Origin of the sequence: Pseudomonas sp. D2002 (assembly GCF_013385735.1) — a bacterium.
Taxonomy (GTDB): domain Bacteria; phylum Pseudomonadota; class Gammaproteobacteria; order Pseudomonadales; family Pseudomonadaceae; genus Aquipseudomonas.
Genome location: NZ_JACAPL010000023.1, coordinates 85,747 through 111,885, shown reverse-complemented (window position 1 = coordinate 111,885; position 26,139 = coordinate 85,747). Strand labels below are relative to the sequence as shown.

The following is a 26,139-nucleotide window of genomic DNA, read 5'->3' as shown; positions in this document are numbered from 1 at the left end:
CGCGGGCTTATTTGAAGTCCACGTCGAAGGCTTGATAGAAGGCGTTGCCGGTGTTGGCGACGATCCACATCAATACGATCACGTGCCGGCCCTTTTTGTTGGCCGGCAGTTTCACTTCATGATTGACCTTGGCCTTCAGTTCGCCTGCATGGCTGTAGTACGGCACCTGGGCATAGAAGTCTTCGGCGAACGGCTGGGTTTCCAGTTGTGCGCGGGTGATGCGCTGTTTCGGATCCCAGCCATCCTTGGTGATCAGCCAGCGATAGCCACGGGTGGTGTGCGGCGCGGTGTATTCCCAGGTGACCTTGAAGGTCTGACCCGGGTCGACATTGAGCAGCGGCCAGGTGAAGGCGCGGTTGAGCTTCCTGGCCATTTCCTCGTCTGTGAAGTTGATGCAGTCACGGGCATCGGTCTTGCCGCCGCTGAGGATGAAGCCGTCGGCTGGTGGGGTGACGCTGTCACTGTCGGTTTGATAAGGCGCCGGGAACGGGCCGGCAACCAGTGCCGGAAAGTTCTTGCCGCCTTCCATTTCATTGACCTGCCAGGTACCCAGCAGGCCGAGATCCACGGCGACTGCGCCACGGCTGGAAGGGGACGTGACACGACCATGGCGAAGAGGTGTCTGGGTTTGTGGTTTATTCATTTCTAACTCCATTTAGATTGATTAAGAACTCTCCTTTCCTGAAGGAGAGAACCTCAAACTAACGGAGTTGCTTTTTTTTTCCACAGGCCCGTTTTTCACTCATTTGCTTCCCTTCAGGCAATAGCCCTTAAAACACTGTATATAAAAACAGTATTATGGAAATCACCTACGCCACATAAGGTTAATATCCTACAAACAAAGGCGGAAATAAGCACAATTTCTCACACCGCCAGTTGTTCCAGTTTTGCTTAAAGCCCCTCCAGCTCCGCCATCAAATCACTCAACCGATCGACCTTCTCGGTGCTGATCTCATTCGCCGCCAAGCCCTCGATATACTCAGCCAATTGCGCCACCGTGCTGCACTCGAACATCGCCCGCAGCGGTACATCGCGTTGCAGGGTTTTCTGCACGCGGGAGGCAATCTGCGTGGCCAGCAACGAGTGCCCGCCCAGCTCGAAGAAGTTGTCCTGCACGCCCACCCTTTCGACTTTCAGCACCTCGGCCCAGATGGCAGCCAAGGTGGTTTCCATCTCGTTGCGCGGCGCCAGGTAATCCTGGCTGTGCAACTGGCCAATCTCCAGGGCCGGCAGGGCCTTGCGGTCGAGCTTGCCGTTGGCATTCAGCGGCAACCGGTCTAGCCATAACCAGTGCAGCGGCACCATGTACTCCGGCAGCTCGGCCCGCAGGCGTTGCTTGATGCGGTCCAGGCGATCACTCGGGTTCAGGCTCGCATCCGCCGCCACCAGGTAGCCGACCAAATGCTTGCCGTTGACGCCTTCCTGCACGCCGACGGCTGCGTCGCGCACTTGGGGTTGTTCGTGCAGGCGCGCCTCGATTTCACCCAGTTCGATGCGGTAGCCGCGAATCTTCACCTGATGGTCGATACGCCCCACATATTCCAACACCCCATCGCTGCGTCGGCGTGCCAGGTCGCCGGTGCGGTACAGGCGCTCGCCCGGCGCGCCGAACGGGTTCGGCACAAAGACTTGCGCCGTGCGCAGTGGGTCGCTGACATAACCACGGCCCACACCCGTACCCGCCACGCATAACTCGCCGACGGCACCTTGCGGCACCAGCTCCAGCGCACCATCGACCACGTACAAACGGTTGTTGTCGGTCGGCGTGCCAATCGGCAGGTAAGTGCCACGGGTCGAGGCCAGGTCGACGCGGAAGAACGCCACGTCGTCCGAACATTCCGCCGGGCCATAAGCGTTGACCAGGCCAATCTGCGGGTAACGCAGCAGCCACTGGTGCGCCAGTTCCGGCGGCATTGCTTCACCTGTCGGCAGCATCCAGCGCAGGCCATCCAGGCTCATGCGTTCCTGGGCCAACATGCCCTGGATCAGCGACGGCACGCTTTCCAGCACGGTTATTCCCTGGGCCTGCACATGCGCCAGCAAGCCCTGGGGATCATGGGCGATGGTGTTCGGCACGATATCCACTCGCGCGCCAAACAGCGGCGCGGCGAGGAACTGCCACACGGAAATATCGAAACTTTGCGACGCGGTCTGGGCGATCACATCGGTCGGGCTCAGGTCCAGGTACGGCACCTTGCTCAACTGGTTATTGAGCATGCCGCGCTGTTCGACCATCACGCCCTTGGGCAGGCCGGTGGAGCCCGACGTGTAGATCACGTAGGCGAGGTTGTCCGGGCCGCTGTAGACACCCGGGTTTTCCCCACGGCTCGGCACTTCCTCCCACACCAGCAGTTGGCAGTCGGTGCCTTGCAGCAACTCAATCGCCTGCTCGCGACACGCCTCGGTGCACACCAGCAACGGCGTACGGCTCAAGTCGATGATGCGGCTCAGGCGTTGGCTCGGCAGGCCTGGGTCCAGCGGCAAGTAACCGGCACCGGCCTTGAAGCTGCCGATGATCATGCCGAGCAGATCCAGGTTGCGTTCAGCCAGCAACGCCACCGGTTGATCCAGGCCGACACCCGCCGCGATCAGCGCGTGGCCAAGACCATTACTGCGCCGGTTCAATTCGTCATAGCTCCATTGCTGGTCGAGGCAACTGGCGGCGATGCGCTGCGGATACGCGGCCACCTGCGCCTCAAACAGCTCGATATAGCTGCGCTCCAGCGGGTAGGCGTGCTCGCTCTGGTTGCAGCCGTCGAGCAGGAATTCACGTTCCTGCGCGCCAATCAACGGCAGGTCGGCCATGTCGCCATGGAAGCCCTGCACCAGCGCCAGCAGCAGGCGTTTGAACTCGCCGAGCATGCCTTGCACGGTGGTTTCGTCGAAATAACGCTGGTCATAAGACAGGTGCAAACCGAGGTCGTCGCCCGGATAGCACACGGCGGTCAGCGGGAAGTTGGTGTGGGTGCGGCCGGAATCCGAGGTGGCGTTCAGGCTTTGCGCGCGGTCCAGCACCGAGACTTCCACTGGCGCGTTCTCGAACACGAACAGGCTGTCGAACAGCGGCTGGCCCTTGGGCAACTCGCTGTGTTCCTGGATAGTCACCAGCGGCAGGTATTCGTACTCGCGCAGCTGCATGTTGCTGTCGAGCAGGCTGCTCAACCATTGGCGCACGCTGCAACGCTGGTGGTCTTCAGGCAGTTTCACCCGCAGCGCGATGCTGTTGATGAACAGGCCGACGGTGCGCTGCATCGCCGGCATTTCCACCGGGCGCCCGGCGACGGTGACGCCGAACAGCACATCACGGTCCCCGCTCAAGCGCCGCAGCACCAACGCCCATGCCGCCTGGGCAAAAGTGTTGACGGTCAGTTGATGGGCCTGCGCCAACTCACGCAGTTGCGCACCGTCGCGGGCATCCAGGCGGGTGTAGCAGTCGCCCACCACCATGCCGCCGCTGTGACCTGCGTGTTCACGCAGGAACGGCCGGTCGCTCGGGATCGGCGTGGTGCGTTCGAAGCCTTGCAGGTTCTGCTGCCACCACTGGCGCGCTTCGGCGAGGTTCTGGCGTTGCAGCCAGGCGATGTAGTCGCGGTAGCGCGGCGGCGTGGCCAACTGCGCTTCGCGGCCTTCGCCCAACGCCTTGTAGATATCAAAGAAATCATTCATCAGCAGCGAACGGCACCAGGCATCGATGAGGATGTGGTGGTTGCTCATCATGAACCAGTAACGCGCTTCGCCGACGCGGATCAGGCGCAGGTGAAACGGCGCCTGGTTGAGCAGATCAAAACCGGCCTCGCGCTCGGCCTTGAGCAAGGCTTGCAGGCGCGGCTCCTGTTCAGTTTCCGGGTCGGCACTCCAGTCCAGGTACTCAATCGGCGTGCTGCCCGGTTTGTGGATGACTTGCAGCATGTCTTCGCCGACGTTCCAGCAGAACGACGCACGCAAGGCTTCATGCCGAGCGATGACTGCCTGCCAGGCCTGGGCGAAACGCTCGGGGTCCAGCGCACTGTTGATGCGGTAGCGATCCTGCATGTAATAGAGGCCGGTGCCCGGCTCCAGCAGGGTGTGCAGCAGCAGGCCTTCCTGCATCGGCGTCAGCGGGTAGACGTCCTCAATGGCGCTGGCCGCAATCGGCAGGCTGTCGAGTTGTGACTGCGTCAGGTGTGCCAGCGGGAAGTCGGACGGCGTGAGGCCGCCGACATCGTCCTTGAGGCAATGCGCAATCAGGCTGTGCAGTTCGGCGAGATAGGCATCGGCCAGCTCGCGGATGGTCTGCTGATCGTGACGCTCGCGGCTGAAGGTCCAGCGCAGCACCAGTTCGCCGCCGTACACCTGGCTGTCGACGCTCAAAGCATTGGGCAGCGGTGCATCCGGGTCATGGGCCAGGCCCGCCGACTCATCCAGCGGGTGGAACAGCGCATCGGCGCCGAAGCTCTGGTCGAACTGGCCAAGGTAGTTGAAGGTGATCTCGGCGCTCGGCAGTGCGGCCATGGTTTGCCGGCCCAGGTCGTCCGCCAGGTAACGCAGCACGCCATAGCCCAAGCCTTTGTGCGGCACGCCGCGCAGTTGCTCCTTGATCGCCTTGATCGAGTCGCCCTGCCCGGCTTGCGGTGTCAGGCGCAACGGGTAAGCACTGGTAAACCAGCCAACGCTGCGGGTCAGGTCGATGTCATCAAACAGGGCTTCACGGCCATGGCCTTCCAACTGGATCAACGCCGAGTCGTGGCCGCTCCAGCGGCACAGCACACGGGCCAACGCGGTCAGCAGCAAGTCGTTGACCTGGGTGCGATAAGCGCTTGGCGCCTGTTGCAGCAACTGGCGCGTGTGCTCGGCATCCAGGCGTACGCTGACGGTGTCGGCATCGCGGTTGCGCAGCGCGCCGTGCGGGCGATCCACCGGCAATTTCACCTGCGGCCCGGCCAGCTGGTCTTGCCACACACTCAACTCTTCACGCAGCGACTCGCTGCTCGCATAGGCCTGCAAGCGCGCCGCCCAATCGCGCAACGCGCTGGTCTTGGCCGGCAGGCTGACCGACTGGCCGTCGCTCAACTGGCGGTAGACCGTTTGCAAATCCTCAAGCAGTACGCGCCACGACACGCCATCCACCACCAGGTGATGAATCGCGATCAGCAGGCGTTGCTGGCCTTGCGGGCCGTCCACCAGCAAGGCGCGCAGCAACGGGCCGTGTGCGAGGTCGAGGCTGCGTTGGGTGTCGGTGAACAGCGCGGTGCAGTCCTGCATATCGCGCACCTGCGCCTGCATCAGCACACCGCCTTGGGGCACGGCCAGATGCTCGGCATGCCATTGCGCATCGCGCGGGGTGAAGCTCAGGCGCAGCGCGTCGTGGTGCTCCAGCACGGCCAGCAACGCTTGCTCCAGGCGATGCGGGTCGAGCAGTTGCAGCGGTTTGAGCAGCAACGCCTGGTTCCAGTGTTGGCGATTCGGAATATCCGTATCGAAGAACCAATGCTGGATCGGCGTCAGCCCCGAGCTGCCCGTCAGCACGCCTTGCTCGGCGATGACCTGCTCGGTACGCGTGGCCACGGCGGCCAGGGTTTGCACGGTCTGGTGCTGGAACAGGTCGCGCGGGCTGAAATGAACCCCCGCCTGGCGCGCACGGCTGACCACCTGGATCGACAGGATCGAGTCGCCGCCCAGCTCAAAGAAGTTATCGTCCAGGCCGACTTGCTGCACGTTCAACACCGCGCACCAGATCGCGGCCAGGGTGTGCTCCAGCTCGTTGCGCGGCGCCACGTACTGTTGGCGATTGGCCTCGGGGTCGGGTTGCGGCAAGGCACGGCGGTCGAGTTTGCCGTTGGCGGTCAGCGGCATGCTGTCCAGCACGATCAGGTGCGCGGGCACCATGTAGTCCGGCAGTTGCGCCTTGAGGTGCGCCTTGATCGAGTCACGCAACGGGCCGTGGTCGGCGTCGCTGACCAGGTAGGCCACCAATTGTTTGCCACTTGGCGAATCCAGCGCCAGCACCACCGCCTCACGCACCGCCTGGTGCTCCAGCAGGCGGGTTTCGATTTCACCCAGTTCAATGCGGAAACCGCGAATCTTCACTTGATGGTCGATACGCCCCAGGTACTCCACCAAGCCATCGGCGCGTTGGCGCACCAGGTCGCCGGTGCGGTACAAACGCCCGCCATCGGCGGCAAACGGGTCGGCGACGAAACGCTCTGCGGTCATGCCCGGCCGTTCGTGGTAACCCTGGGCCAGACCCGCGCCGCCGACGTACAACTCGCCAGTCGCGCCTTGCGGCACCAGCGCCAGGTCGGCGTCGAGAATGTAGGCCACGCGGGCGCCGATAATGCGGCCGATCGGTACGCTGGCGGCGCCCTCCTCCAACTGTTCCGGCGCCAGGCTGGCCAGCGGCATGACCACGGTTTCGGTCGGGCCATAGGCGTTGAAAAACACCTCGGGCTGGAACGCGGCGCGGATACGCTGCAAGTGTTCGCCGGTCAGCGCCTCACCACCGGTGATGCACATGCGCACCGGCAACGTCTGCTGCTGGGTCGCCAGCCACTGCGCCAACTGGCTGCCATAGCTCGGGGTAAAGCCAAGAATATTGATGCGATGGGCGCGAATCAGCGCGCAGATTTCTTCGGCATCCCACTGGCCTTGGGCGCGCAACACCACCTGCGCACCGCTGAGCAGCGGCACCAGCAGGCGTTCGGTGGCGGCGTCGAAGTTGATCGAATAAAAGTGCAGTTCGCAGTCGTCCGCGCGCATGCCAAAGCGCTCGATCACCGCCAGGCAATGCATGGCGATTTCACCGTGGGACACCACCACGCCTTTGGGCTTGCCGGTGGAGCCGGAGGTGTAGATCAAGTACGCCTGGTGCTGCGGCAGGCTGATAAAGGGCAGATCGTCGGCCGGGTAATTGGCGAGCACCGGCAGGTCATCTTCCAGGCACCAGCAGGCCACCGTCGCCGGCAATTCGCCGAGGGCTTCAAACATCGCCGCATCGCTGAGCAGCAGGCCAATGCCGCTGTCTTCGATCATGTAGTGCAAGCGGTCCAGCGGGTATTCCGGGTCCAGCGGCACATAGGCGCCACCGGCTTTAAGGATCGCCAGCAGGCCAACGACCATTTCCAGCGAACGCGGCAGCGCCAGGCCGACGCGCACCTGCGGGCCGACGCCGCGCTCGCGCAGCATCCAGGCCAGGCGGTTGGCGCGGGCGTCCAGCTCGCGGTAGGTCAGCGTTGCTCCTGCAAACGTCAGCGCCGGCGCATCGGCACGCTTGCTCGCCTGCTGACTGAACAGCTGATGAATACACTGATCGAGGCGATGCTCGCCCGCTTCCACACCGAGGCTGTCCTGCAACGCGCGCTGCTCGACGGCGCTCAGCAACGGCAGTTCGCTGAGGCGCTGCTGCGGGTTGGCGATCAATGCTTCCAGCAAGTTGCGCCAATGCTCGGCCATGCGCGCAATGCGCGGTTCGTCGAACAGGTCGGTGCTGTAGGTCAGGCAGCAACCCAGGCGGTGGTCGAGGTCGGTGACTTCCAGGTTGAGGTCGAACTTGGTCGCGCGTGCATCATTGGCCAGGTACTCGACGGTCATGCCGGCCAGTTGGCGGCTCTGCTGGAACTCCCAGCGCTGCACGTTGCACATCACCTGGAACAGCGGGTTGTACGCCGCGCTGCGCGGCGGTTGCAGGGCTTCCACCAAATGATCGAACGGCAGGTCTTGATGGGACTGGCCTTCGATCACGGTGTGGCGCACCTGCTCGAACAGTTCAGCCACATTCATCTGCCCGGTGAGTTGGCAACGCAGCACCTGGGTGTTGAGGAAGGCGCCGATCAGCCCTTCGCTTTCCGGGCGAATCCGGTTGGCCACCGGCGCGCCGATGCGCAGGTCGGTCTGGCCGCTGTAGCGGTAGAGCAACACCGCCAGGGTGGCGGTCATGGTCATGAACAGGGTCAGGCCGCGCTCGGCATTGAAGGCGCGCACGCGAGCGGCCAGTTCGTCGCTCAGGTCGAAACGGTACAACTCGCCCTGGTGGCTTTGCACCGGCGGCCGTGGGCGGTCGCCGGGCAGTTCGAGCAACGGGTGCTCATAGCCAAGCTGCGCGATCCAGTAGTCCAGTTGGCGTTGGCGCTCACCGGCCTCCAGCCACTGGCGCTGCCACACGCTGTAGTCGAGGTATTGCACCGGCAACGGCGCCAGCGGCGAGTCGCGTTCGTCGATAAAGGCTTCGTACAACGCGCTGAGCTCACGGGCGAAGATATCCATCGCCCAGCCTTCGGTGACGATATGGTGCAGGGTCAGCACCAGGTAGTGTTCCTGATCAAAGGCCTTGACCAGGCACGCGCGCAGCAGTGGCCCGGTTTCCAGATTGAAAGGCGTGTGCGCCTCGTGGTCGGCCAGCTGTTGCAGACGCAACTGACGCTCGGCTTCATTCAGCGCCGAGAAATCCTGCCAGTCCATGCGCAGGCCGGTTTGCTTGGCGACCTTTTGCCGGGCCACGCCGTCGATGCTCGGGAAGGTGGTGCGCAGGGTTTCGTGGCGCATGATCAAGGCTTGCAACGCCGCCTCGAAACGCCCCACATCCAGCACGCCACGCAGGCGCGCCATGCCGCCGACGTTGTAGGCCGGGCTGTCCGGTTCCATCTGCCAGAGGAACCACATGCGCTGCTGCGAATAGGACAGCGGCACCGGCGCGCTGCGGTCGACCCTGGCGATGGCGGTTTGCTGGTTGCGCTGGCCGGAGGCATGGATCAGCCCGACTTGCTCGGCAAACGCGCCCAGCTCGCTGGCTTCGAACAAGGTGCGCAGCGGCAGCTCGACGTCACAGGCCTGGCGGGTGCGGGAGATGATTTGCGTGGCCAGCAACGAGTGGCCGCCGAGGGCGAAAAAGTCGTCGCCCAGGCCAATGCGTGGCAGGCCGAGGACCTCGCGCCAGATCGCCGCTATCTGCTGCTGCAACGGCGTTTCGGGCTCGATGTGCTCGCGGGTTTGCCACACCGGCTCCGGCAGCGCGCGCCGGTCCAGCTTGCCGCTGGGGCTCAGGGGCATGGCGTCCAGGCGCATCAGTTGCGCGGGCACCATGTACTCCGGCAGCTCGGCGGCCAGGGCGGATTTTACCTGCTGTTCGAAAAGGTCGGTGCTGGCGGTGTAGTAGCCGATCAACTGCTGATCACGCACCAGCACCACGGCCTGGGCGATGCCGTCCATGCCCAGCATGCGGGCTTCGATTTCTTGCGGCTCGACACGGAAGCCACGCAGTTTGACCTGCTGATCGAGGCGGCCGAGGTATTCGAGCACACCGTCAGCACTCCAGCGCACGCGGTCGCCGGTGCGATACAGACGTGCGCCCGCCTCGCCCAGCGGGTCGGCGACGAAGCGCTCGGCGGTCAGCCCGGCACGGCCGAGGTAACCGCGCGCCAGGCCGATGCCGCCAATGCACAGTTCGCCCGGCACGCCGGCCGGCAGGGGGTTGAGGTGGTCGTCCAGCACGCGGCAAATCACATTGCCCAGCGGGCGGCCAATCGGCGAACGCTCGCCGTCCTCAGCCTTGCAGTGCCAATGAGTGACGTTGATTGCGGTTTCGGTCGGGCCATAACGGTTGTGCAATTGCACCGCCGGCAGTTGCGCCAATACGCGGTTACGCAGCTCGGCGGGCAAGGCTTCGCCACCGGAGAACAGCCGACGCAGGCTGGTGCACTCGACCACCAACGGCTCATCGATAAACAGCTGCAACAGCGGCGGCACAAAGTGCAGCGTGGTCACGCCGTGTTCCTGCACCAACTGCGCGATGCGGTGCGGGTCGCGGTGCTCGCCGGGGCCCGCCAGTACCAGGCGGCAACCAGTGATCAAGGGCCAGAAGCACTCCCACACCGACACGTCGAAACTGATCGGCGCCTTTTGCATCAGCACATCGGTGTGGTTGAGTTGATAGGTGGCTTGCATCCACTGCAAGCGCTCGGCCAGCGCCGCATGGGTATTGCCGACGCCCTTGGGCTGGCCGGTGGAACCGGAGGTGTAAATCACGTAGGCGAGGTTGTCGCCGTGCAAATGCAAGCCCGGTGCCTGGGTCGGCCAGCTGTCGAGGTGCAGGCTGTCCATGGCGATCACGCACACGCCTTCGGGCGCCGGTAACAGTTCCAGCAGCGCGGTCTGGGTCAGCAGCAGGTGCACGCCGCTGTCCTGGAGCATGTAGGCCAGGCGGTCGGCGGGGTAATCCGGGTCCAGCGGCACATAGGCGCCACCGGCCTTGATGATTGCGAGCAAGCCGATCAACAGTTGCGGCGAGCGCTCAGCCGCGATGGCCACGCACACGTCCGGGCCGACGCCCTTGTCGCGCAGGTAATGGGCCAGGCGGTTGGCCTGGGTGTGCAACTGGGCGAAGCTCAGGCTGCCGCCCTGCCAGACCAGCGCGGTGTCTTCCGAGGTGTGGTGGCTGAGCAGTTCGGGCAACCACTGCCGGGCTGGCGCGCACGGCGCTTCACTCCAAGGCTGCTGTTCGTCGGCTTGCATCAGCTTGAGGTCGCCGATGGCCTGTTGCGGTTGTTCGCACACGGCGTGCAGCAGGCTGATGTAGTGTTCGGCCAGGCGTTGAATCGTGGCGCTGTCGAACACTTCGTCGGCGTAGTCGAACGCCAGGCTCAGGCGCCCGTTGCGGTCTTCTTCGCTGTGCAGTTGCAGGTCGAACTTGGCTTCGCGGCTGTGCCACGGCAGTTCATCGGCGAGCATCCCCGGCAGGCGGCGCAAGGCACTCAAATCGCGCTGCTGGTGGTTGAACATGACCTGGAACAGGCCTTGCTCGCGGGCTTGCGGGAAAGCCTCGAGCAATTGTTCGAACGGCAAGTCCTGATGGGCCTGGGCGCCCAACGCCGTCTGGCGGGTGGCGGCCAGCAGTTGGTTGAATGGCAGGCGGCCGTCCAACTCGGCGCGCAGCACCAGCGTGTTGATGAAGAAGCCGATCAGGCCTTGGGTTTCCTGGCGCGGGCGGTTGGCATTTGGCACGCCGATGCGGATATCGCGCTGGCCGCTGTAGCGGTAGAGCAGGCTTTGGAACGCTGCCAGCAACAGCATGAAAGCCGTGGAATCATTGGCCTGCGCGGTCTGGCGAATCGCTGCGCTGAGGCCGGCGTCAAGGCGCACGCTATGGCGCGAGGCGCTGTTGCGTTGCTGGGCCGAGCGCGGGTGGTCGGTGGCCAGGCTCAGGGTCGGATGTTCCTCGCCCAACTGTGCTTTCCAATACGCCAGTTGCCGCTGGCCTTCGCCTTCGGCCAGCCATTGGCGCTGCCAGCTGCCGTAGTCGGCGTATTGCAACGCCAGTGGCGGCAGCGCCAACGTTTGGCCCTGGCTCGCAGCGGCGTACAGGCGCGAGAATTCGTCGATAAGGATATTCAGCGACCAACCGTCGGCGATGATGTGGTGCAGCGTCACCAGCAACTGGTGCTCTTCATCGCCAAGGCGCACCAGGGTCACCCACAGCAGCGGGCCTTTTTCCAGGTCGAACTGGGTGCGCGCTTCGTCCTCGCGGATCTGTTGCGCGCGCACTTCACGCTCGGCGGCAGGCAGGTCGCTGAGGTCGATGACTTGCAGGTCGAATTCAACGTTGGCGTCCACACGCTGGAAGGCCTGGCCGTCGCGCTCGTAGAAGCGGGTGCGCAGGGCTTCGTGGCGCTGGATCAATTGCTGGAAGCTGGCGCGCACCGCGTCTTCGTCCAGCTCGCCGCGCAAGCGCAGGGCGCCGGGGATGGTGTAGGCGCTGCTTTGCGGGTCCAACTGCCAGGTGATCCACAGGCGGTTTTGCGCCAGCGATTGCGGCAGCTCGTCCTGGCGCGACAGTGCGTGGATCGCGCCCTGAGCGACGCCGCCGTCTTGCTGCAATTGCGCGACGTTGGCGGCAAAAGTCGCCAGCGTCGGCGCCTCGAACAGCATGCGCAGGTTCAGCTCCAGGCCCAGGGTTTCGCGCAGGCGCGCCACCACTTGGGTGGCGGTGATGGAGTTACCGCCAAGCAGGAAAAAGTGGTCATCGGCGGCGACGGTTGCGACCTGCAGCTGCTCGCACCAAATCGCCGCGATCTGGCTTTGCAGTTCCGATTCCAACCCCGCATCGCTCGTGTGCGTTTGCAGATCGGGGAACTGCGCATAGCTGTCGAGGCTGCCGTCGGCGTGGCGAAGGCCGCAAGCGGCGCGCTGCACCTTGCCGCTGGACGTCTTTGGCAAAGCGCCAGGGTTGAGCAATACCACCACGCTCGGCGCTTGCTGATACGCCTCGGCCACGGCCTGGCGGATGGCTTTGATCAGCGCTTCGGGCGGCAGGATTTTCTGCACGCTGCGGCTGATTTCCGCGGCAATGCCGATGCCTTCCAGGCCCTGGTCATTCACCGCAAAGGCGGCGACGCGGCCCTTGCGCACCACTTCCACTTCGCGCTCGACGGTCTGCTCGATGTCCTGGGGATACAGGTTATGGCCGCGCACGATCAGCAGGTCTTTCAAGCGCCCGGTGATGTACACCTCGCCTTCGCGGATAAAGCCCAGGTCGCCGGTGCGCAGCCAGGTGCGGCCGGCGTGTTGTACGAAGGTTTTGGCGGTGGCTTCGGGGTTGCGCCAGTAGCCGTGGGCGATGCTCGGGCCGGTGGCCCACAGTTCGCCGACGCGGTTATCCGCCAGCTCGCTGAGCGTGTGCGGATCCGCGATCAACACGGCGTGTTCCGGCTGGCGGGTGCCGCAACTCATGATCGCACTGCCCTGCCCCGGCTCGGCGCGGTTGGCGGCCAGCGCTTGTTCATCCACACGCAGGGCCGGGATGCCTAGGCCACGGGTGCCGCCGGCGACAAACAGGGTCGCCTCGGCCAGGCCGTAAGAGGCGAAGAAATTATTCGAGGTAAAACCGCAGGCCGCGAACTTCTCGGCGAAGCGTTCCAGGGTGTCGAGGCGGATCGGCTCGGAGCCAGAATAGGCCACGCGCCAGGTGCTCAAGTCCAGGCGCTCCAGGGCCGATTCACTGACCCGCTCGCTGCACAGGCGGTAGGCGAAATCCGGGCCGCCGCTGATGGTGCCGCCGTATTCGCTGATCGCTTCAAGCCAGCGCAACGGCCGACCGAGGAAGTACGCCGGCGACATCAACACACACGGCACACCGCTGAAAATCGGCTGCAGCAGGCCGCCGATCAAGCCCATGTCGTGGTACAGCGGCAGCCAGCTGACGATTACGTCATCGGGGTTCAAGTCGATGCCAAAACCACGACGGATCAGCACTTCGTTGGCCACCAGGTTGCCGTGGCTGACTTGCACGCCTTTGGGCAAGGCGGTGGAGCCGGAGGTGTATTGCAGGAAGGCGATGTCGTCGGCGTGCAGTTCGGGTTCGACCCAGTCCTCTGCGAGCTGCGCATTGAGGGTATCGACGCTCAGCACCGGCGGCGCGTTGTCGATTTGCGCCAGGCCGTCGGCGAGGCTGGCGATGCTCAGCAGCAGGCGCGGTTCGGCATCGGCAATGATCGACAGCAGGCGCTCCTGATGATGCCGGCGCGTGGATTCCGGTGGATACGCCGGCACCGCGATGATCCCGGCGTACAGGCAACCAAAGAACGCCGCGACGTAGTCCGGGCCGCTGGGGAACAACAGCACCGCACGCTCGCCCAGCGCCGCATTGGCCTGCAAGGCGGCGGCGATGGTGCGGGCGCGCTGGTCGAGGTCACGGTAGCTGAGCACAACGTTGTGCTCGGCGGAATCGGCAAGGAAGCGCAGCGCCACTTGGTCCGGCGTCTGCGCGGCACGACGTTGAAGGGACTGGACCAGAGTGCGGGGAAGTTCGAAGGCGTCCATCATGGGGTTCCTGCCTGAAATCGGCTTACGGGAAAATCGAGAATTAGAGAGCGTTCAGCCGGCGACCAGTTGCCGCGCCGCGCCATTGCGCCAGCGGGCCAGGTGCTCATCGGCGTAACGCCGCAGGCAACGCAGCACAGCGCTTTCGTGCTGTACGAGGAAGAAGTGGTGGCCGTCGAACATGTCCAGGGAAAAGCCGCTGGCGGTGTCGGCCTGCCAGTCGAGCAACTGCTCGGCACGCACGCTGTCTTGTTTGCCGCCGAACACGTGGATCGGCATGCCCAACGGCTCGCGCTGGCCATAGGTGAAGCTGCCGCAGAGCAGAAAGTCGGCGCGCAGGATCGGCAGCATCAACTGCATCAACTCAGGGTTGGCCAGGGCTTCCTCGGCGGTGCCCTGCAGCTCGCGCAGGCGGGCGATCAGTTGTGCGTCGGTCTTTTCGATGGCGTATTCGCTGACATCACGGCGCGCCGGGCCAGCCGTGCCGGAGGCGAATAACGCCAGCGGTGCGGGCACACCGCGCTCGTGCAGGGCGTGGGCCAATTCGAATGCCAACAGGCCGCCGAGGCTGTGGCCGAACAAGGCGTAGGGGCCGTTCAGGTCATGGCTGATTTCATCCGCCAGCTGTGCTGTCAAGGCCTTGATGTCGCGCTGCAACGGTTCATCCATGCGCATGCCGCGCCCCGGCAATTCCAGCGGACACACCTGCAGCCAATCCGGCAAAGCCCGACGCCAACGTGCATACACCATGGCACTGGCGCCCGAATAGGGCAGGCAAAACAGGCGCAGTCGGGTTGAGGCACCCATCAAACGAGGCCTCCAAACTGAAACACGCTGTATGCACGATACAAACCCATGTCGTCCTCCCGCGGGCGCTGATCCTTGGCCGTTTGTTAACGGACCTGTCACCCATGAGAACGGACGGTGCGGGCAAATAATTAGTCGCAGGGGATGTAGGAGAAGTGGTTCACACCTTGTAGGAAGGCATAAGATTAGTTCGTCTTCTCATTTGACAATCATTATCATTAAGCATAATTTGTTGCCCGATGTGTAGGAGGCCTCAGCAAGGACGCCCTCCCCTAACCTCTTTTGCAACAAGGTGATTTCCATGACGGAACAAGTATCCACAGGCAGGTGCGACTCACCCCTTCTCCAGGCATTCGTCGACAATCGTTTGATTCTGGTGAAGATCGCGGCACGCATTACCGGCTGCCGCTCGCGTGCCGAAGACGTGGTGCAGGATGCCTACTTCCGGCTGCAATCGGCGCCGACGATCACCTCATCGTTCAAGGCCCAATTGAGTTATCTGTTCCAGATCGTGCGCAACCTGGCGATCGATCACTACCGCAAGCAAGCCCTGGAGCTCAAATATTCCGGGACGGAGGAGGAAGGTTTGAATGTGGTGATTCATGGCGCATCACCGGAAACTTCCCATATCAACTTCAACACCCTGGAAAACATCGCCGACGCCCTGACGGAGCTGCCGCAGCGCACCCGCTACGCGTTCGAGATGTATCGCCTGCACGGCGTGCCACAAAAGGACATCGCCAAGGAACTCGGCGTGTCACCGACGTTGGTCAACTTCATGATTCGGGACGCGCTGGTGCATTGCCGCAAGGTGTCGGGCAGCCACAGCGATACGTTTGCGCGGCGAGTCTGATTGTGGTGAAAGAGCTTGTTGTGGCGAGTGGGCTCGCCACAACAAGTCTGATCCGCGGTCAGTGCACCGCCGTCACATCAATCCGATACGGCTCGAAAATCTTCAACATCTGCCCGTTATCGCGCAGGCGCTTGAGCAACTCGGCAAACGCCTCCCCGGTAATCGGCGCCTTGGGCCGCAGCAACGCGTAGTGGTGATACACCTGGTCAATTCGCTCCGAGACCAGGAACTGCCCGGCCAGGTCTGCATTGCGCACCATGAAATCACTCAAGTACGAACGCGTGACCAGCGCGATGTCGGCCCGCCCGCGCGCGACCATCAGCAAGTTGCTGTCATGGGAGTAGGTCAACGTGGCGTTGAAGTGCTCGACCATGTACTTGGGGTCGGGGTTGAAGTTGGCGAAGGCATAGTGATAACCGCTGAACACGGCCAGACGCTTGCCCTTGAGGTCAGCGAAATAACCCTGGTCGCGACCGGCCTCACGCTGGGCGACGAAGATTTCCGCGTCTTCCAGGCCCATGTCGACGCTGGTGTGGGGAATGTCCTGCCAACCCCAATCCGGGTTTTCGAAGATCGCCATGTCGACGCGGCCTTGCTCGAAATCGCGGAAGCGCCGGGGGATGGAGGTCGGCACCAGCACAAACTGGTAGTCGCTTTGCGAGGCGTTCAGGGCCTCCACCAATTGCGGCAGTAAGCCGGTGTCGGCGCCTTGCTCGGGGCGTACGGTATAGGGCGGAAAATGCGCGGCGCCGATTCTCACCAATTGCGCAGCCGAAGCCGGCATCCACCCTGCGGTGCCCAGTGCCCATAAAGTTAGTCCTGCAGCCAGCCGCCATGGCGAAAACATTGAGGCACGCACCGTTTAATACTCTGATGGCGATAAGCTAGGCGTTTTTGTCAGGTGAGACAACTTTCCGTCGGTAAATTAACGGCTTGCGCCTTAATCAGCCTTCAGCACCATCAGCAGGGCTTCTTCAGCCAATTGCTCCAGGGTCAGGCTGCCTTGGGCGCGGAACCAGGTGGTGGTCCAGGACAACGCGCCGGTGAGGAAGCGCCGGGTGATAAACACATCGCCGCGGATGTAGCCGGCAGCCTTGGCCTCGCCCAGCACTTCCAACCAGATTTCTTCATACACATCGCGCAGCGCCAGCACCTGGGCCTGGCCGTCGGCCGACAACGAACGCCATTCGTAGACCAGCACCGCCATGGCTTCGCCGCTGCCGCCCATGATCGACTGCAATTCGCAGCGAATCAGCGCCAGCACGCGCTCACGCACGGTGTTCGCTTCTTCAAGTGAAGCGCGCATCATCGCGGTGTTGTAGTGGATGGTCTCCTCCATCACCGCGCGCAGGATCTCGTCCTTGCTCTTGAAGTGATGAAAGATGCTGCCGGACTGAATGCCCACTGCGCTGGCCAAGTCACGCACGGTGGTGCGCTCAAAGCCCTTGTTGCGAAACAGGTGAGCTGCGGTTTGCAGCAATTTGCCCCTGGCACTGTCGGGGTCGGTCAATTGGCCGGCATCGACCATGGTGCGCATGACCCGCAGGGCTTTCTGCTCATCCATGCCTCTCTCCTTCACGTGTGCTGACGTCTTGGGCGGCAATTTAGGCCGTGGCTGCCAACCAAGCAAGCGCTTGGGCGAAACTTGTGTACAGAGTTTACAAACCAAGCGCTTGCTTGGTAGTCTCGACGCCAGCCATTCGAGGAAGGATTTCTCATGAGCAAGACGGTTCGTATCGGCTGCGCCAGCGCCTTCTGGGGTGATACCTGCACGGCTGCCGCCCAATTGGTGCACGGCGGCGCGCTGGATTACCTGGTATTCGACTATTTGGCGGAAGTCACCATGTCGATCCTCGCCGGTGCGCGGATGAAAGATCCCCAGGCCGGCTACGCCACGGACTTCGTCGACGTGCTCACGCCGTTGCTGGGCGACATCCAGCGCCAAGGCATCCGCGTGATCAGCAATGCCGGCGGCATCAACCCACAGGCCTGCGCCGCCGCACTGCAAGCAGCCTGCGACAAGGCGAGCATCCCGCTGAAAATCGCCGTACTGCTCGGCGATGACCTGCAACCACAACTCAAACACCTGCACGGCGTCAGCGACATGTTCAACGGTGCGCCGCTGCCGCCAATGTGCGTGTCCGCCAACGCCTACCTCGGCGCGCCAGGCATTGCCAAGGCACTTGAGCTGGGCGCCGACATCGTCATCACCGGCCGCGTGGTCGACAGCGCCGTGGTCAGCGCGGCCTTGGTGCATGAATTCAACTGGTCATGGCAAGACTATGACCGCCTCGCCCAGGCCGCATTGGCCGGGCATATCATCGAATGCGGCGCGCAGTGCACGGGCGGCAACTTCACCGATTGGCGCGACGTGCCGGACTACGAGCACATCGGTTTTCCCATCGTCGAGGTCAGCGCCGACGGCCAGTTCACCGTGAACAAGGTCGACGGCAGCGGCGGGCTGATCAGCGAACTCAGCGTGGCCGAACAGCTGCTGTATGAAATTGGCGACCCACGCGCCTATCTGTTGCCCGATGTGATCTGCGATTTCAGCCAGGTCAAATTGCAGCAGCAAGGCAAACACAGCGTGCGCCTGCACGGCGCCAAGGGTTTGCCGCCCACCGACCAGTACAAGGTCAGCGCCACCTACCCGGACGGTTTCCGCTGCACCGCCAGTTGCCTGATCGCCGGGATTGACGCCGTGGCCAAGGCCGAGCGCGTCAGCCAGGCCATCATCAACAAGACCTCGGAGCTGTTCAGCCAACGCGGCTGGGCGCCTTACACCGAGGTGAACATCGAACTGCTCGGCAGCGAAGCCACCTACGGCGCCCACGCCCAGCGCCAGGATTGCCGCGAAGTGGTGGTGAAACTCGCGGTGCGGCATCCGAGCAAACAGGCGCTGGTGCTGTTCGCCCGCGAGATCGCCCAGGCGGCGACCGGCATGGCGCCCGGCTTGACCGGCATCGTCGGCGGGCGGCCAACGGTGTATCCGCTGATTCGGCTGTTTTCGTTCCTGATCGATAAATCTTCCTGCGAGCCGGTGGTCGACTTCCAAGGCCAGCGTCACGCCATTGAACTGCCCACCGCAACGCCACCGGTCACCCCGGCCGCGCCGATTGACCCGCCCAAGCCCCAAGGCCGCGCCGACGCCAGCGTGCCGCTGGTGAAACTGGCCGTGGCGCGCTCCGGCGATAAGGGCAACCACAGCAATATCGGCGTGATCGCCCGCCATCCCGACTACCTGCCGTGGATCGCCGAAGTGCTGACCCCGGAAGTAATCGTCGACTGGATGAGCCACGTGCTCGACCCCCTCCACGGCCGCGTCGAACGCTGGTACTTGCCCGGCAGCCACAGCCTGAATTTCCTGCTGGAAAACGCCCTGGGTGGCGGCGGCATCGCCAGCCTGCGCATCGACCCGCAAGGCAAAGCCTTCGCCCAGCAACTGCTGGAAATCCCCATCGCCGTGCCGCAACACATCGCCGATCAACTCACATAAAGGAGCGTTGCCGTGGCCTTCGACTCAATCTTCAAAGCCGACCTGTTCCAGGGGCAAACCGTGATCGTCACCGGTGGCGGCAGTGGCATTGGCCGCTGCACCGCGCATGAGCTGGCGGCCCTCGGCGCCCGTGTGATTGTGGTGGGACGCAAGCCGGAAAAGCTGCAAAAGGTGGCGGCGGAAATTGCCGAAGACGGCGGCACGGCCCATTGGCAGGCCTGCGATATTCGCGATGAAGAGGCGGTTAAGGCGCTGGTCACACAGATCATCCACGCACACGGGCCGATCCACGGCCTGGTGAATAACGCGGGCGGCCAATACCCGTCGCCCCTGGCCTCGATCAATCAAAAGGGCTTTGAAACCGTGCTGCGCACCAACCTGGTCGGCGGTTTCCTGATGGCACGGGAAGTGTTCAACCAGTCGATGAGCAAACACGGCGGCGCCATCGTCAACATGCTTGCGGACATGTGGGGCGGCATGCCCGGCATGGGCCACTCGGGCGCGGCGCGTTCGGGCATGGACAATTTCACCAAGACCGCCGCCGTCGAATGGGGTTACGCCGGCGTGCGCGTCAACGCCGTGGCGCCGGGCTGGATTGCCTCCAGCGGCATGGACACCTACGAAGGCGCGTTCAAGGCGGTGATCCCGACCTTGCGCGAACACGTGCCGCTCAAGCGTATCGGCACTGAATCGGAAGTCAGCGCGGCCATCGTGTTTCTGCTCAGCCCCGCCGCCGCCTTCGTCAGCGGCAGCACCTTGCGCATCGACGGCGCCGCCAGCCTGGGCAGCCGCGCCTGGCCCTTGCAAAAACCGCAGTCGCCGAGCGAGCCGTTCAATGGTTTCCACCGCGCGTACTTGCCCGATGTGCTCAAGGCGGAGCACTGAACCATGCCGGTAATTGAAAGTTTGATCGACGCGCACAGCGCGCCATTCGCCCAGAACCGCGAAGCCATGCTAGCCAGTATCCAGCAGCTGCGCCAACTCGAACACGCCCTGCTCGCCAAGGCCCAGGAGGCCAAAGCCAAGTTCGACAAACGCGGCCAATTGCTGCCCCGCGAACGCCTCAACCTGCTGCTCGACCCTGGCGCGCCGTTCCTGGAATTGGCTAGCCTGGCCGGCTACAAACTCCACGATGACAAAGACGGCAGCGCAGCCGGTGGCGGCTTGATCGCCGGCATCGGTTACGTCAGCGGCGTGCGCATGCTGGTGGTGGCCAATAACAGCGCGATCAAGGGCGGCACGATTTCCCCCAGTGGCTTGAAAAAATCCCTGCGCCTGCAACAGATCGCCATGGAAAACAAACTGCCGGTGGTGACACTCGCCGAAAGCGGCGGCGCCAACCTCAACTATGCCGCCGAGATTTTCGTCGAAGGCGCGCGCAGCTTTGCCAACCAGGCGCGCATGTCGGCCATGGGCTTGCCGCAAATCACCGTGGTGCACGGCTCGGCCACGGCGGGCGGCGCCTATCAGCCGGGGCTGTCGGATTACGTGGTGGTGGTGCGCGGCAAGGCCAAGCTGTTCCTCGCCGGGCCGCCGCTGCTCAAGGCCGCTACCGGCGAAGTGGCGACCGACGAAGAACTGGGCGGCGCCGAGATGCACGCGCAAACCGCCGGCACCGCCGAATACCTGGCGGAAAACGATGCCGACGGCGTGCGCATCGTGCGTGAAATCGTCAGCCTGTTGCCCTGGGATGAGCGCTTGCCGACTGCGCCGGAACGCGATTACAAAGAGCCGCTGTATCCCATCGAAGAGCTGCTGGGGCTGATCCCGGACGACCCGAAAAAGCCCTACGACGTACGCGAAATCCTCGCGCGCCTGGCCGACGGCTCCAACTTCCTCGAATTCAAGGGCGAGTTCGATGCCCACACCGTTTGCGGCCATGTGCAGATTCAAGGCCGCGCCGTCGGCGTGATCGGCAACAACGGCCCGATCACGCCCAAAGGCGCGAGCAAGGCCGCGCAGTTTATCCAGCTGTGCGACCAGAGCCGCACGCCGCTGCTGTTCCTGCACAACACCACCGGTTTCATGGTCGGCACCGAGTCCGAGCAACAGGGTGTGATCAAGCACGGCGCGAAGATGATCCAGGCGGTGGCCAATGCCCGCGTGCCTAAACTCACGATTGTGGTCGGCGGCTCCTACGGCGCCGGCAACTATGCGATGTGCGGCCGTGGGCTGGACCCGCGCTTTATCTTCGCCTGGCCCAACAGCCGCACGGCAGTGATGGGCGGCGCGCAGGCGGGCAAGGTGCTGCGCATCGTCACCGAGGCCAAGCAATTGAAGGACGGTTTGGTGCCCGACCCCAAGGTGCTCGACATGCTCGAACAGGTCACCGCGCAGAAGCTCGACAGCCAGTCCACCGCCTTGTACGGCAGCGCAAATCTGTGGGACGACGGGCTGATTGACCCACGCGATACCCGCACGCTGCTGGGTTTGCTGCTGGATATCTGCCATGCGGCCGAGGTGCGGCAGTTGCAACCCAACAGCTTCGGCATAGCGCGCTGATCGTTCCCACGCTGAGCGTGGTAATGCAGCCCAGGACGCTCCGCGTCCCAACAAGGAGAACAACAACAATGATCTTCACCCAGGAACACCAGGAACTGCGCCGCACCGTTCGCGCCTTCGTCGACCGTGAGATCAACCCACACGTCGATGAATGGGAAAAAGCCGGGCGCTTTCCCATCCACGAGATCTTCCGCAAGGCCGGCGACCTCGGCCTGCTGGGCATTTCCAAGCCGGAGAAATTCGGCGGCATGGGCCTGGACTACAGCTATTCCGTGGTCGCCGCCGAAGAGTTCGGCACCATTCGCTGTGGCGGCATCCCCATGTCCATCGGCGTACAGACCGACATGTGCACCCCCGCCCTCGCCCGCTTCGGCAGCGATGAACTGCGCGACGAGTTCCTGCGCCCGGCCATCAGCGGCGAGCAAGTGGGCTGCATCGGCGTCTCGGAAACCGGCGCCGGCTCCGACGTGGCCGGGCTGAAAACCCATGCGCGCAAAGACGGCGACGACTACGTGATCAACGGCAGCAAAATGTGGATCACCAACTCGCCCAGCGCCGACTTCATCTGCTTGCTGGCCAATACCTCCGACGACAAGCCGCACATCAACAAGTCGCTGATCATGGTGCCGATGAACACGCCCGGCATCAGCGTCAGCCCGCCGCTGGAAAAACTCGGCATGCACAGCTCCGAGACCGCCCAGGTGTTCTTCGACGGCGTACGCGTGCCGCAGCGCAATCGCATCGGCCACGAAGGCGCGGGGTTCATGATGCAGATGCTGCAGTTCCAGGAAGAACGCCTGTTCGGCGCCGCCAACATGATCAAGGGCCTGGAGTACTGCATCGACAGCACCATCGACTACTGCAAGGAGCGCCAGACCTTCGGCAAGGCGCTGATCGACAACCAGGTCATCCACTTTCGCCTGGCCGAACTGGCCACTGAAATCGAATGCCTGCGTGCGCTGGTGTACCAGGCCACCGAGCAATACATCAAAGGCCAGGACGTGACGCGCCTGGCCTCCATGGCCAAGCTCAAGGCCGGGCGCCTGGGCCGCGAAGTCAGCGACAGCTGCCTGCAATACTGGGGCGGCATGGGCTTCATGTGGGACAACCCGGTGGCCCGCGCCTACCGCGACGTGCGGCTGGTGTCGATTGGCGGCGGCGCCGACGAAATCATGCTGGGCATCATCTGCAAACTGATGGGCACGCTGCCGGGGAAAAAATCATGAACACCTTGCTGCTCGAACCGCATAACGGCGTGCTGCACATCACCCTCAACCGCCCGGCCAGCCGCAATGCCATGAGCCTGGAGATGGTCAACGAACTGCGCACGGTATTGGCGCAGCTCGACAGCCAGGTGCGCGCGCTGGTGATCAGCGGCGCCGGCGGGCACTTCTGCGCCGGGGCGGATGTGAAGGACATGATCACGGCGGGCGACCAGTTGCAGGCCTTGAACCGCGCATTTGGCACCTTGCTGCAAGAAGTCGAGGCCGTGCCGCAGGTGGTGATCGTGGTGCTGCAAGGCGCGGTGCTGGGCGGCGGGTTCGGGTTGGCGTGTGTGAGTGATATTGCGATTGCCGACCATCAGGCGAAGTTCGGCTTGCCGGAAACCAGCCTCGGGTTGTTGCCGGCGCAGATTGCGCCGTTTGTGGTCAAGCGGATCGGCTTGACCCAGGCACGGCGGCTGGCGCTGACGGCGGCGCGGTTTGATGGGGTTGAGGCGCAGCGGTTGGGCGTGGTGCATTTTGTCGAGGCCGATGCGCAGGCGTTGGCGGAGCGTTTGGATGAGGTGCTGGGGCAAGTATTGCGCTGTGCGCCGGGGGCAAATGGGCGGACTAAAGCGCTGTTGCTCGCCAGTGTTGATGAGCCGCTCGAGCAGGTATTGGATCAAGGGGCACAGTGGTTTGCCGAGGCGGTGACAGGTGTGGAAGGGATAGAGGGGACTCAGGCTTTTGTGCAGAAGCGTAAGCCAGGTTGGTGCAGATGACGCCTTCGCGAGCAAGCCCGCTCCCACATTTTGAAATGCGTTCCAATTGTGGGAGCGGGCTTGCTCGCGAAGAGGCCAGAACATTCACCCAGTGTGCCAAGGGATAAACCCATGTCCAATTTCAGCAAAATCCTGATCGCCAATCGCGGCGAAATCGCCTGCCGTATCCAGCGCACCGCCCAGGCCCTGGGCTACCGCACCGTGGCGGTCTACAGCGACGCCGACGCCCAGGCCCTGCATGTGCAAATGGCCGACGAGGCCGTCAACATCGGCCCGGCGCCCGTCAACCAGTCGTACCTGAACATCCCGGCCATTCTCGAAGCCGCGCTGAAAACCGGCGCCGACGCCATCCACCCCGGCTACGGTTTTCTCTCCGAAAACCCCGACTTCGCCCTGGCCTGCCAACACGCGGGGCTCACCTTCATCGGCCCTGGCCCCGACGCGATCAAGCTGATGGGCAGCAAGCGCCTGTCCAAACTCGCCATGCTCGACGCTGGCGTGCCGTGCATCGCCGGCTACCAAGGCAGCGCTCAGGACGACGCTACTTTGCAACAGGAGGCCGAGCGCATCGGCTACCCGTTGATGATCAAGGCCAGTGCTGGCGGTGGCGGTCGCGGTATGCGCCTGGTGCACGACAGCAGCCAACTGCTCGACCAACTGCGCACCGCTCGTTCCGAGGCCATGAACGCCTTCGGCAGTGACGAACTGATCCTCGAACAGGCGCTGATCGCGCCGCGCCATGTCGAAATCCAAGTGTTTGGCGACAGCCACGGCAACCTCATCTACTTGGGCGAACGCGACTGTTCACTCCAGCGCCGCCATCAAAAAGTCATCGAGGAAGCGCCCTGCCCGGTGATGACCGCCGAGCTGCGCCAGGCCATGGGCGAAGCCGCGCTCAAGGCCGGGCGCGCCGTCAACTACGTCGGCGCCGGCACCGTGGAATTTTTGCTCGACCGCAGTGGCCGCTTCTATTTCCTGGAAATGAATACCCGCCTGCAAGTCGAACATCCCGTCACCGAGCTGATTACCGGCCTCGACCTGGTGGCCTGGCAACTGCACATCGCCGCCGGCGAGCCGCTGCCGCTGACACAGGCCGACGTAACGCTGAGTGGCCACGCCATGGAAGTGCGCCTGTACGCCGAGGACCCGGCCCAGGGCTTTCTGCCGCAAACCGGTGACGTGCTGCGCTGGGAGCCCGCCGCTGGCGTGCGGGTTGACCATGGCGTACTTGAAGGCCAGCGCATCAGCCCGTTCTACGACGCCATGCTCGGCAAGATCATCGCCCACGGCGCCACCCGCGAAGAGGCGCGGCGCAAACTGCTGCGGGCGGTGGAAGATACTGTGTTGCTGGGCGTGACGACCAACCAGCGCTTGCTGGCCGACCTGCTCAAACACCCGGATTTTATCGCCGGCGATTTCAGCACCGGACTCATCGCCGAACACTTCAATGAAATCCCGCACCAGGCAGCAACGGACGAACAGATCGCCCTGGCCGCCGCGCTGTTTTATCACCACAGCGCCAGCGCTCACCGCCAGGGCTTAGCCGGCTGGCGCAACACCGCCAGCCCGGCGTGGAGCTACCGCCTGGAGATTAACGAGGCGGTCCACAAGGTTGCCGTCAGCGTTCTGGCAAACGACCATCTGCAGGCCAACGGCATCGATATCAGCCACCTCAGCAGCGACGGCCGCTGGGCGACCGTGGTCATCAACGGTATCCGCCGCCGCAGCGCCTATCACCTCGACGACACCCAGCTCTGGCTGCCCGGCGTGAAGGTCATCAACCGTACCCAGCAAGTCGCCAGCCGCCAGGCCGAGGTTGCCAGCGGCAGCGTCAAGGCGCCGATGGACGGTGCGATTGTCGATGTACGGGTGAGCGCCGGTGAGCGCGTCACCAGAGGTCAATTGCTGCTGGTACTCGAAGCGATGAAAATGGAACACCCGCTGACGGCCGGCATCGACGGGGTGATCACAGGCGTGCAGGTGAGCGCCGGCGATCAGGTGCGTAATCGCCAGGTGTTGCTGGAGATTGAAAAGGCCTAGGCGGAACTACGAGGCTTGGCTACGCTCTATCCCCATCTGGAAGGGAAGAGTACGGGAACCTGCGCGATGCCTCATTGGCTGATTATTGACCTTGAAGCCACAACGGATGAAGGCGGCTGGCCCGTGACGGAGATGGAAGTCATCGAGATCGGCGCGAGCCTGGTCAACCGCCAGGGCCGCGAGCTGGATCACTTCCAGCGCTTTGTGCGGCCGCTGCGTCGGCCGTTGCTGACGCCCTTCTGCCGGCAACTCACGCATATCACCCAGGCCAACATCGACGGCGCGGCAGCGATGACCGAAGTGTGGCCGTTGTTCGAACGCTGGTTGGGCCAGCACCAAGCACGCCTGGAAGGCTGGGCCAGCTGGGGTGACTACGACCGCCAGCAGCTTGAGCTTGAATGGCAACGCCATGGCCTGGCCAGCGCGCTTGCGCACACGCCGCATGTGAACCTCAAGCAGCGTTTCGCCAAGGCCCGGCGCCTGGACAAGCCGCTGGGGCTCAACGGCGCCCTGCAATTGGCGGGGATGCAGTTTCATGGCCAGCAACACCGGGCGCTGGAGGATGCGCGTAACACCGCACGCCTGTTGCCGTTGATTCTGCCGGTCTAGGCAGCCCCCCTGGGCTTGGGCATACTGGCCAACCTTTCCAGACCCTTTTCCGAGGATTCACCC

General features: G+C 63.6%; 13 protein-coding genes. 8 read left to right on the top strand and 5 right to left on the bottom strand.

Annotated elements, in window-relative coordinates; all coding sequences use genetic code 11:
* Positions 1 to 7: 7 nt before the first annotated feature.
* The 3 genes from HX783_RS27970 to HX783_RS27960 all read right to left on the bottom strand — a co-directional run bounded on the left by HX783_RS27970 (position 8) and on the right by HX783_RS27960 (position 14,592).
* Positions 8 to 643, bottom strand: coding sequence for a lytic polysaccharide monooxygenase auxiliary activity family 9 protein (locus tag HX783_RS27970; protein ID WP_177019021.1), 636 nt, complete (start codon positions 641 to 643; stop codon positions 8 to 10).
* A 248-nt stretch (positions 644 to 891) separates the two neighbouring features.
* On the bottom strand, positions 892 to 13,788 hold the full coding sequence (locus tag HX783_RS27965; protein ID WP_177019020.1) for a non-ribosomal peptide synthetase: 12,897 nt from the start codon (positions 13,786 to 13,788) through the stop codon (positions 892 to 894).
* Between the two features lie 51 nt (positions 13,789 to 13,839).
* Positions 13,840 to 14,592, bottom strand: coding sequence for a thioesterase II family protein (locus tag HX783_RS27960; protein ID WP_177019019.1), 753 nt, complete (start codon positions 14,590 to 14,592; stop codon positions 13,840 to 13,842).
* A 301-nt stretch (positions 14,593 to 14,893) separates the two neighbouring features.
* Here HX783_RS27960 and HX783_RS27955 point away from each other — a divergent pair, with 301 nt between their 5' ends.
* Positions 14,894 to 15,445, top strand: a complete 552-nt coding sequence (locus HX783_RS27955) for an RNA polymerase factor sigma-70 (RefSeq protein ID WP_005789991.1) — start codon at positions 14,894 to 14,896, stop codon at positions 15,443 to 15,445.
* A gap of 58 nt (positions 15,446 to 15,503) precedes the next feature.
* On the opposite strand, the gene HX783_RS27950 is transcribed toward HX783_RS27955, so the two are convergent.
* Entirely contained in the window at positions 15,504 to 16,292 is a 789-nt protein-coding gene (locus HX783_RS27950; RefSeq protein ID WP_159958558.1) for an ABC transporter substrate-binding protein, read from the bottom strand.
* Positions 16,293 to 16,385: 93 nt separating this feature from the next.
* Positions 16,386 to 17,009 (bottom strand): TetR/AcrR family transcriptional regulator, encoded by a 624-nt coding sequence (locus HX783_RS27945; protein ID WP_177019018.1) that lies wholly within the window; start codon positions 17,007 to 17,009, stop codon positions 16,386 to 16,388.
* A gap of 153 nt (positions 17,010 to 17,162) precedes the next feature.
* Between HX783_RS27945 and HX783_RS27940 the strand changes: the two genes are divergently transcribed.
* The 7 genes from HX783_RS27940 (at position 17,163) to HX783_RS27910 (ending at position 26,076) form a co-directional block, all read left to right on the top strand.
* Entirely contained in the window at positions 17,163 to 18,941 is a 1,779-nt protein-coding gene (locus HX783_RS27940; RefSeq protein ID WP_177019017.1) for an acyclic terpene utilization AtuA family protein, read from the top strand.
* Positions 18,942 to 18,953: 12 nt separating this feature from the next.
* The gene (locus HX783_RS27935; RefSeq protein ID WP_177019016.1) at positions 18,954 to 19,826 is read left to right on the top strand and encodes an SDR family oxidoreductase; all 873 of its coding nucleotides are present in this window, start codon (positions 18,954 to 18,956) and stop codon (positions 19,824 to 19,826) included.
* A 3-nt stretch (positions 19,827 to 19,829) separates the two neighbouring features.
* Positions 19,830 to 21,443, top strand: coding sequence for a geranyl-CoA carboxylase subunit beta (atuC, locus tag HX783_RS27930; protein ID WP_177019015.1), 1,614 nt, complete (start codon positions 19,830 to 19,832; stop codon positions 21,441 to 21,443).
* 68 nt (positions 21,444 to 21,511) lie between these two features.
* A complete protein-coding gene (atuD, locus tag HX783_RS27925; protein WP_177019014.1) occupies positions 21,512 to 22,669 on the top strand; it encodes a citronellyl-CoA dehydrogenase in 1,158 nt (385 codons plus the stop codon).
* Positions 22,666 to 23,427, top strand: a complete 762-nt coding sequence (locus tag HX783_RS27920) for an enoyl-CoA hydratase/isomerase family protein (protein ID WP_177019013.1) — start codon at positions 22,666 to 22,668, stop codon at positions 23,425 to 23,427. Before atuD ends, HX783_RS27920 begins: the two co-directional genes overlap by 4 nt.
* A gap of 111 nt (positions 23,428 to 23,538) precedes the next feature.
* Positions 23,539 to 25,467 carry an acetyl/propionyl/methylcrotonyl-CoA carboxylase subunit alpha gene (locus HX783_RS27915; protein ID WP_177019012.1) on the top strand — a complete coding sequence of 643 codons (1,929 nt, stop codon included), beginning with the start codon at positions 23,539 to 23,541 and terminating at the stop codon, positions 25,465 to 25,467.
* Positions 25,468 to 25,533: 66 nt separating this feature from the next.
* The gene (locus HX783_RS27910) at positions 25,534 to 26,076 is read left to right on the top strand and encodes an exonuclease domain-containing protein (RefSeq protein ID WP_177019011.1); all 543 of its coding nucleotides are present in this window, start codon (positions 25,534 to 25,536) and stop codon (positions 26,074 to 26,076) included.
* Positions 26,077 to 26,139 lie beyond the last annotated feature (63 nt).

Coding starts and splice junctions, on each gene's coding strand:
- HX783_RS27970 (WP_177019021.1), bottom strand. CDS start 643: ATGAATAAACCACAAACCCAGACACCTCTTCGCCATGGTCGTGTCACG.
- HX783_RS27965 (WP_177019020.1), bottom strand. CDS start 13,788: ATGATGGACGCCTTCGAACTTCCCCGCACTCTGGTCCAGTCCCTTCAA.
- HX783_RS27960 (WP_177019019.1), bottom strand. CDS start 14,592: ATGGGTGCCTCAACCCGACTGCGCCTGTTTTGCCTGCCCTATTCGGGC.
- HX783_RS27955 (WP_005789991.1), top strand. CDS start 14,894: ATGACGGAACAAGTATCCACAGGCAGGTGCGACTCACCCCTTCTCCAG.
- HX783_RS27950 (WP_159958558.1), bottom strand. CDS start 16,292: ATGTTTTCGCCATGGCGGCTGGCTGCAGGACTAACTTTATGGGCACTG.
- HX783_RS27945 (WP_177019018.1), bottom strand. CDS start 17,009: ATGGATGAGCAGAAAGCCCTGCGGGTCATGCGCACCATGGTCGATGCC.
- HX783_RS27940 (WP_177019017.1), top strand. CDS start 17,163: ATGAGCAAGACGGTTCGTATCGGCTGCGCCAGCGCCTTCTGGGGTGAT.
- atuC (WP_177019015.1), top strand. CDS start 19,830: ATGCCGGTAATTGAAAGTTTGATCGACGCGCACAGCGCGCCATTCGCC.
- atuD (WP_177019014.1), top strand. CDS start 21,512: ATGATCTTCACCCAGGAACACCAGGAACTGCGCCGCACCGTTCGCGCC.
- HX783_RS27920 (WP_177019013.1), top strand. CDS start 22,666: ATGAACACCTTGCTGCTCGAACCGCATAACGGCGTGCTGCACATCACC.
- HX783_RS27915 (WP_177019012.1), top strand. CDS start 23,539: ATGTCCAATTTCAGCAAAATCCTGATCGCCAATCGCGGCGAAATCGCC.
- HX783_RS27910 (WP_177019011.1), top strand. CDS start 25,534: ATGCCTCATTGGCTGATTATTGACCTTGAAGCCACAACGGATGAAGGC.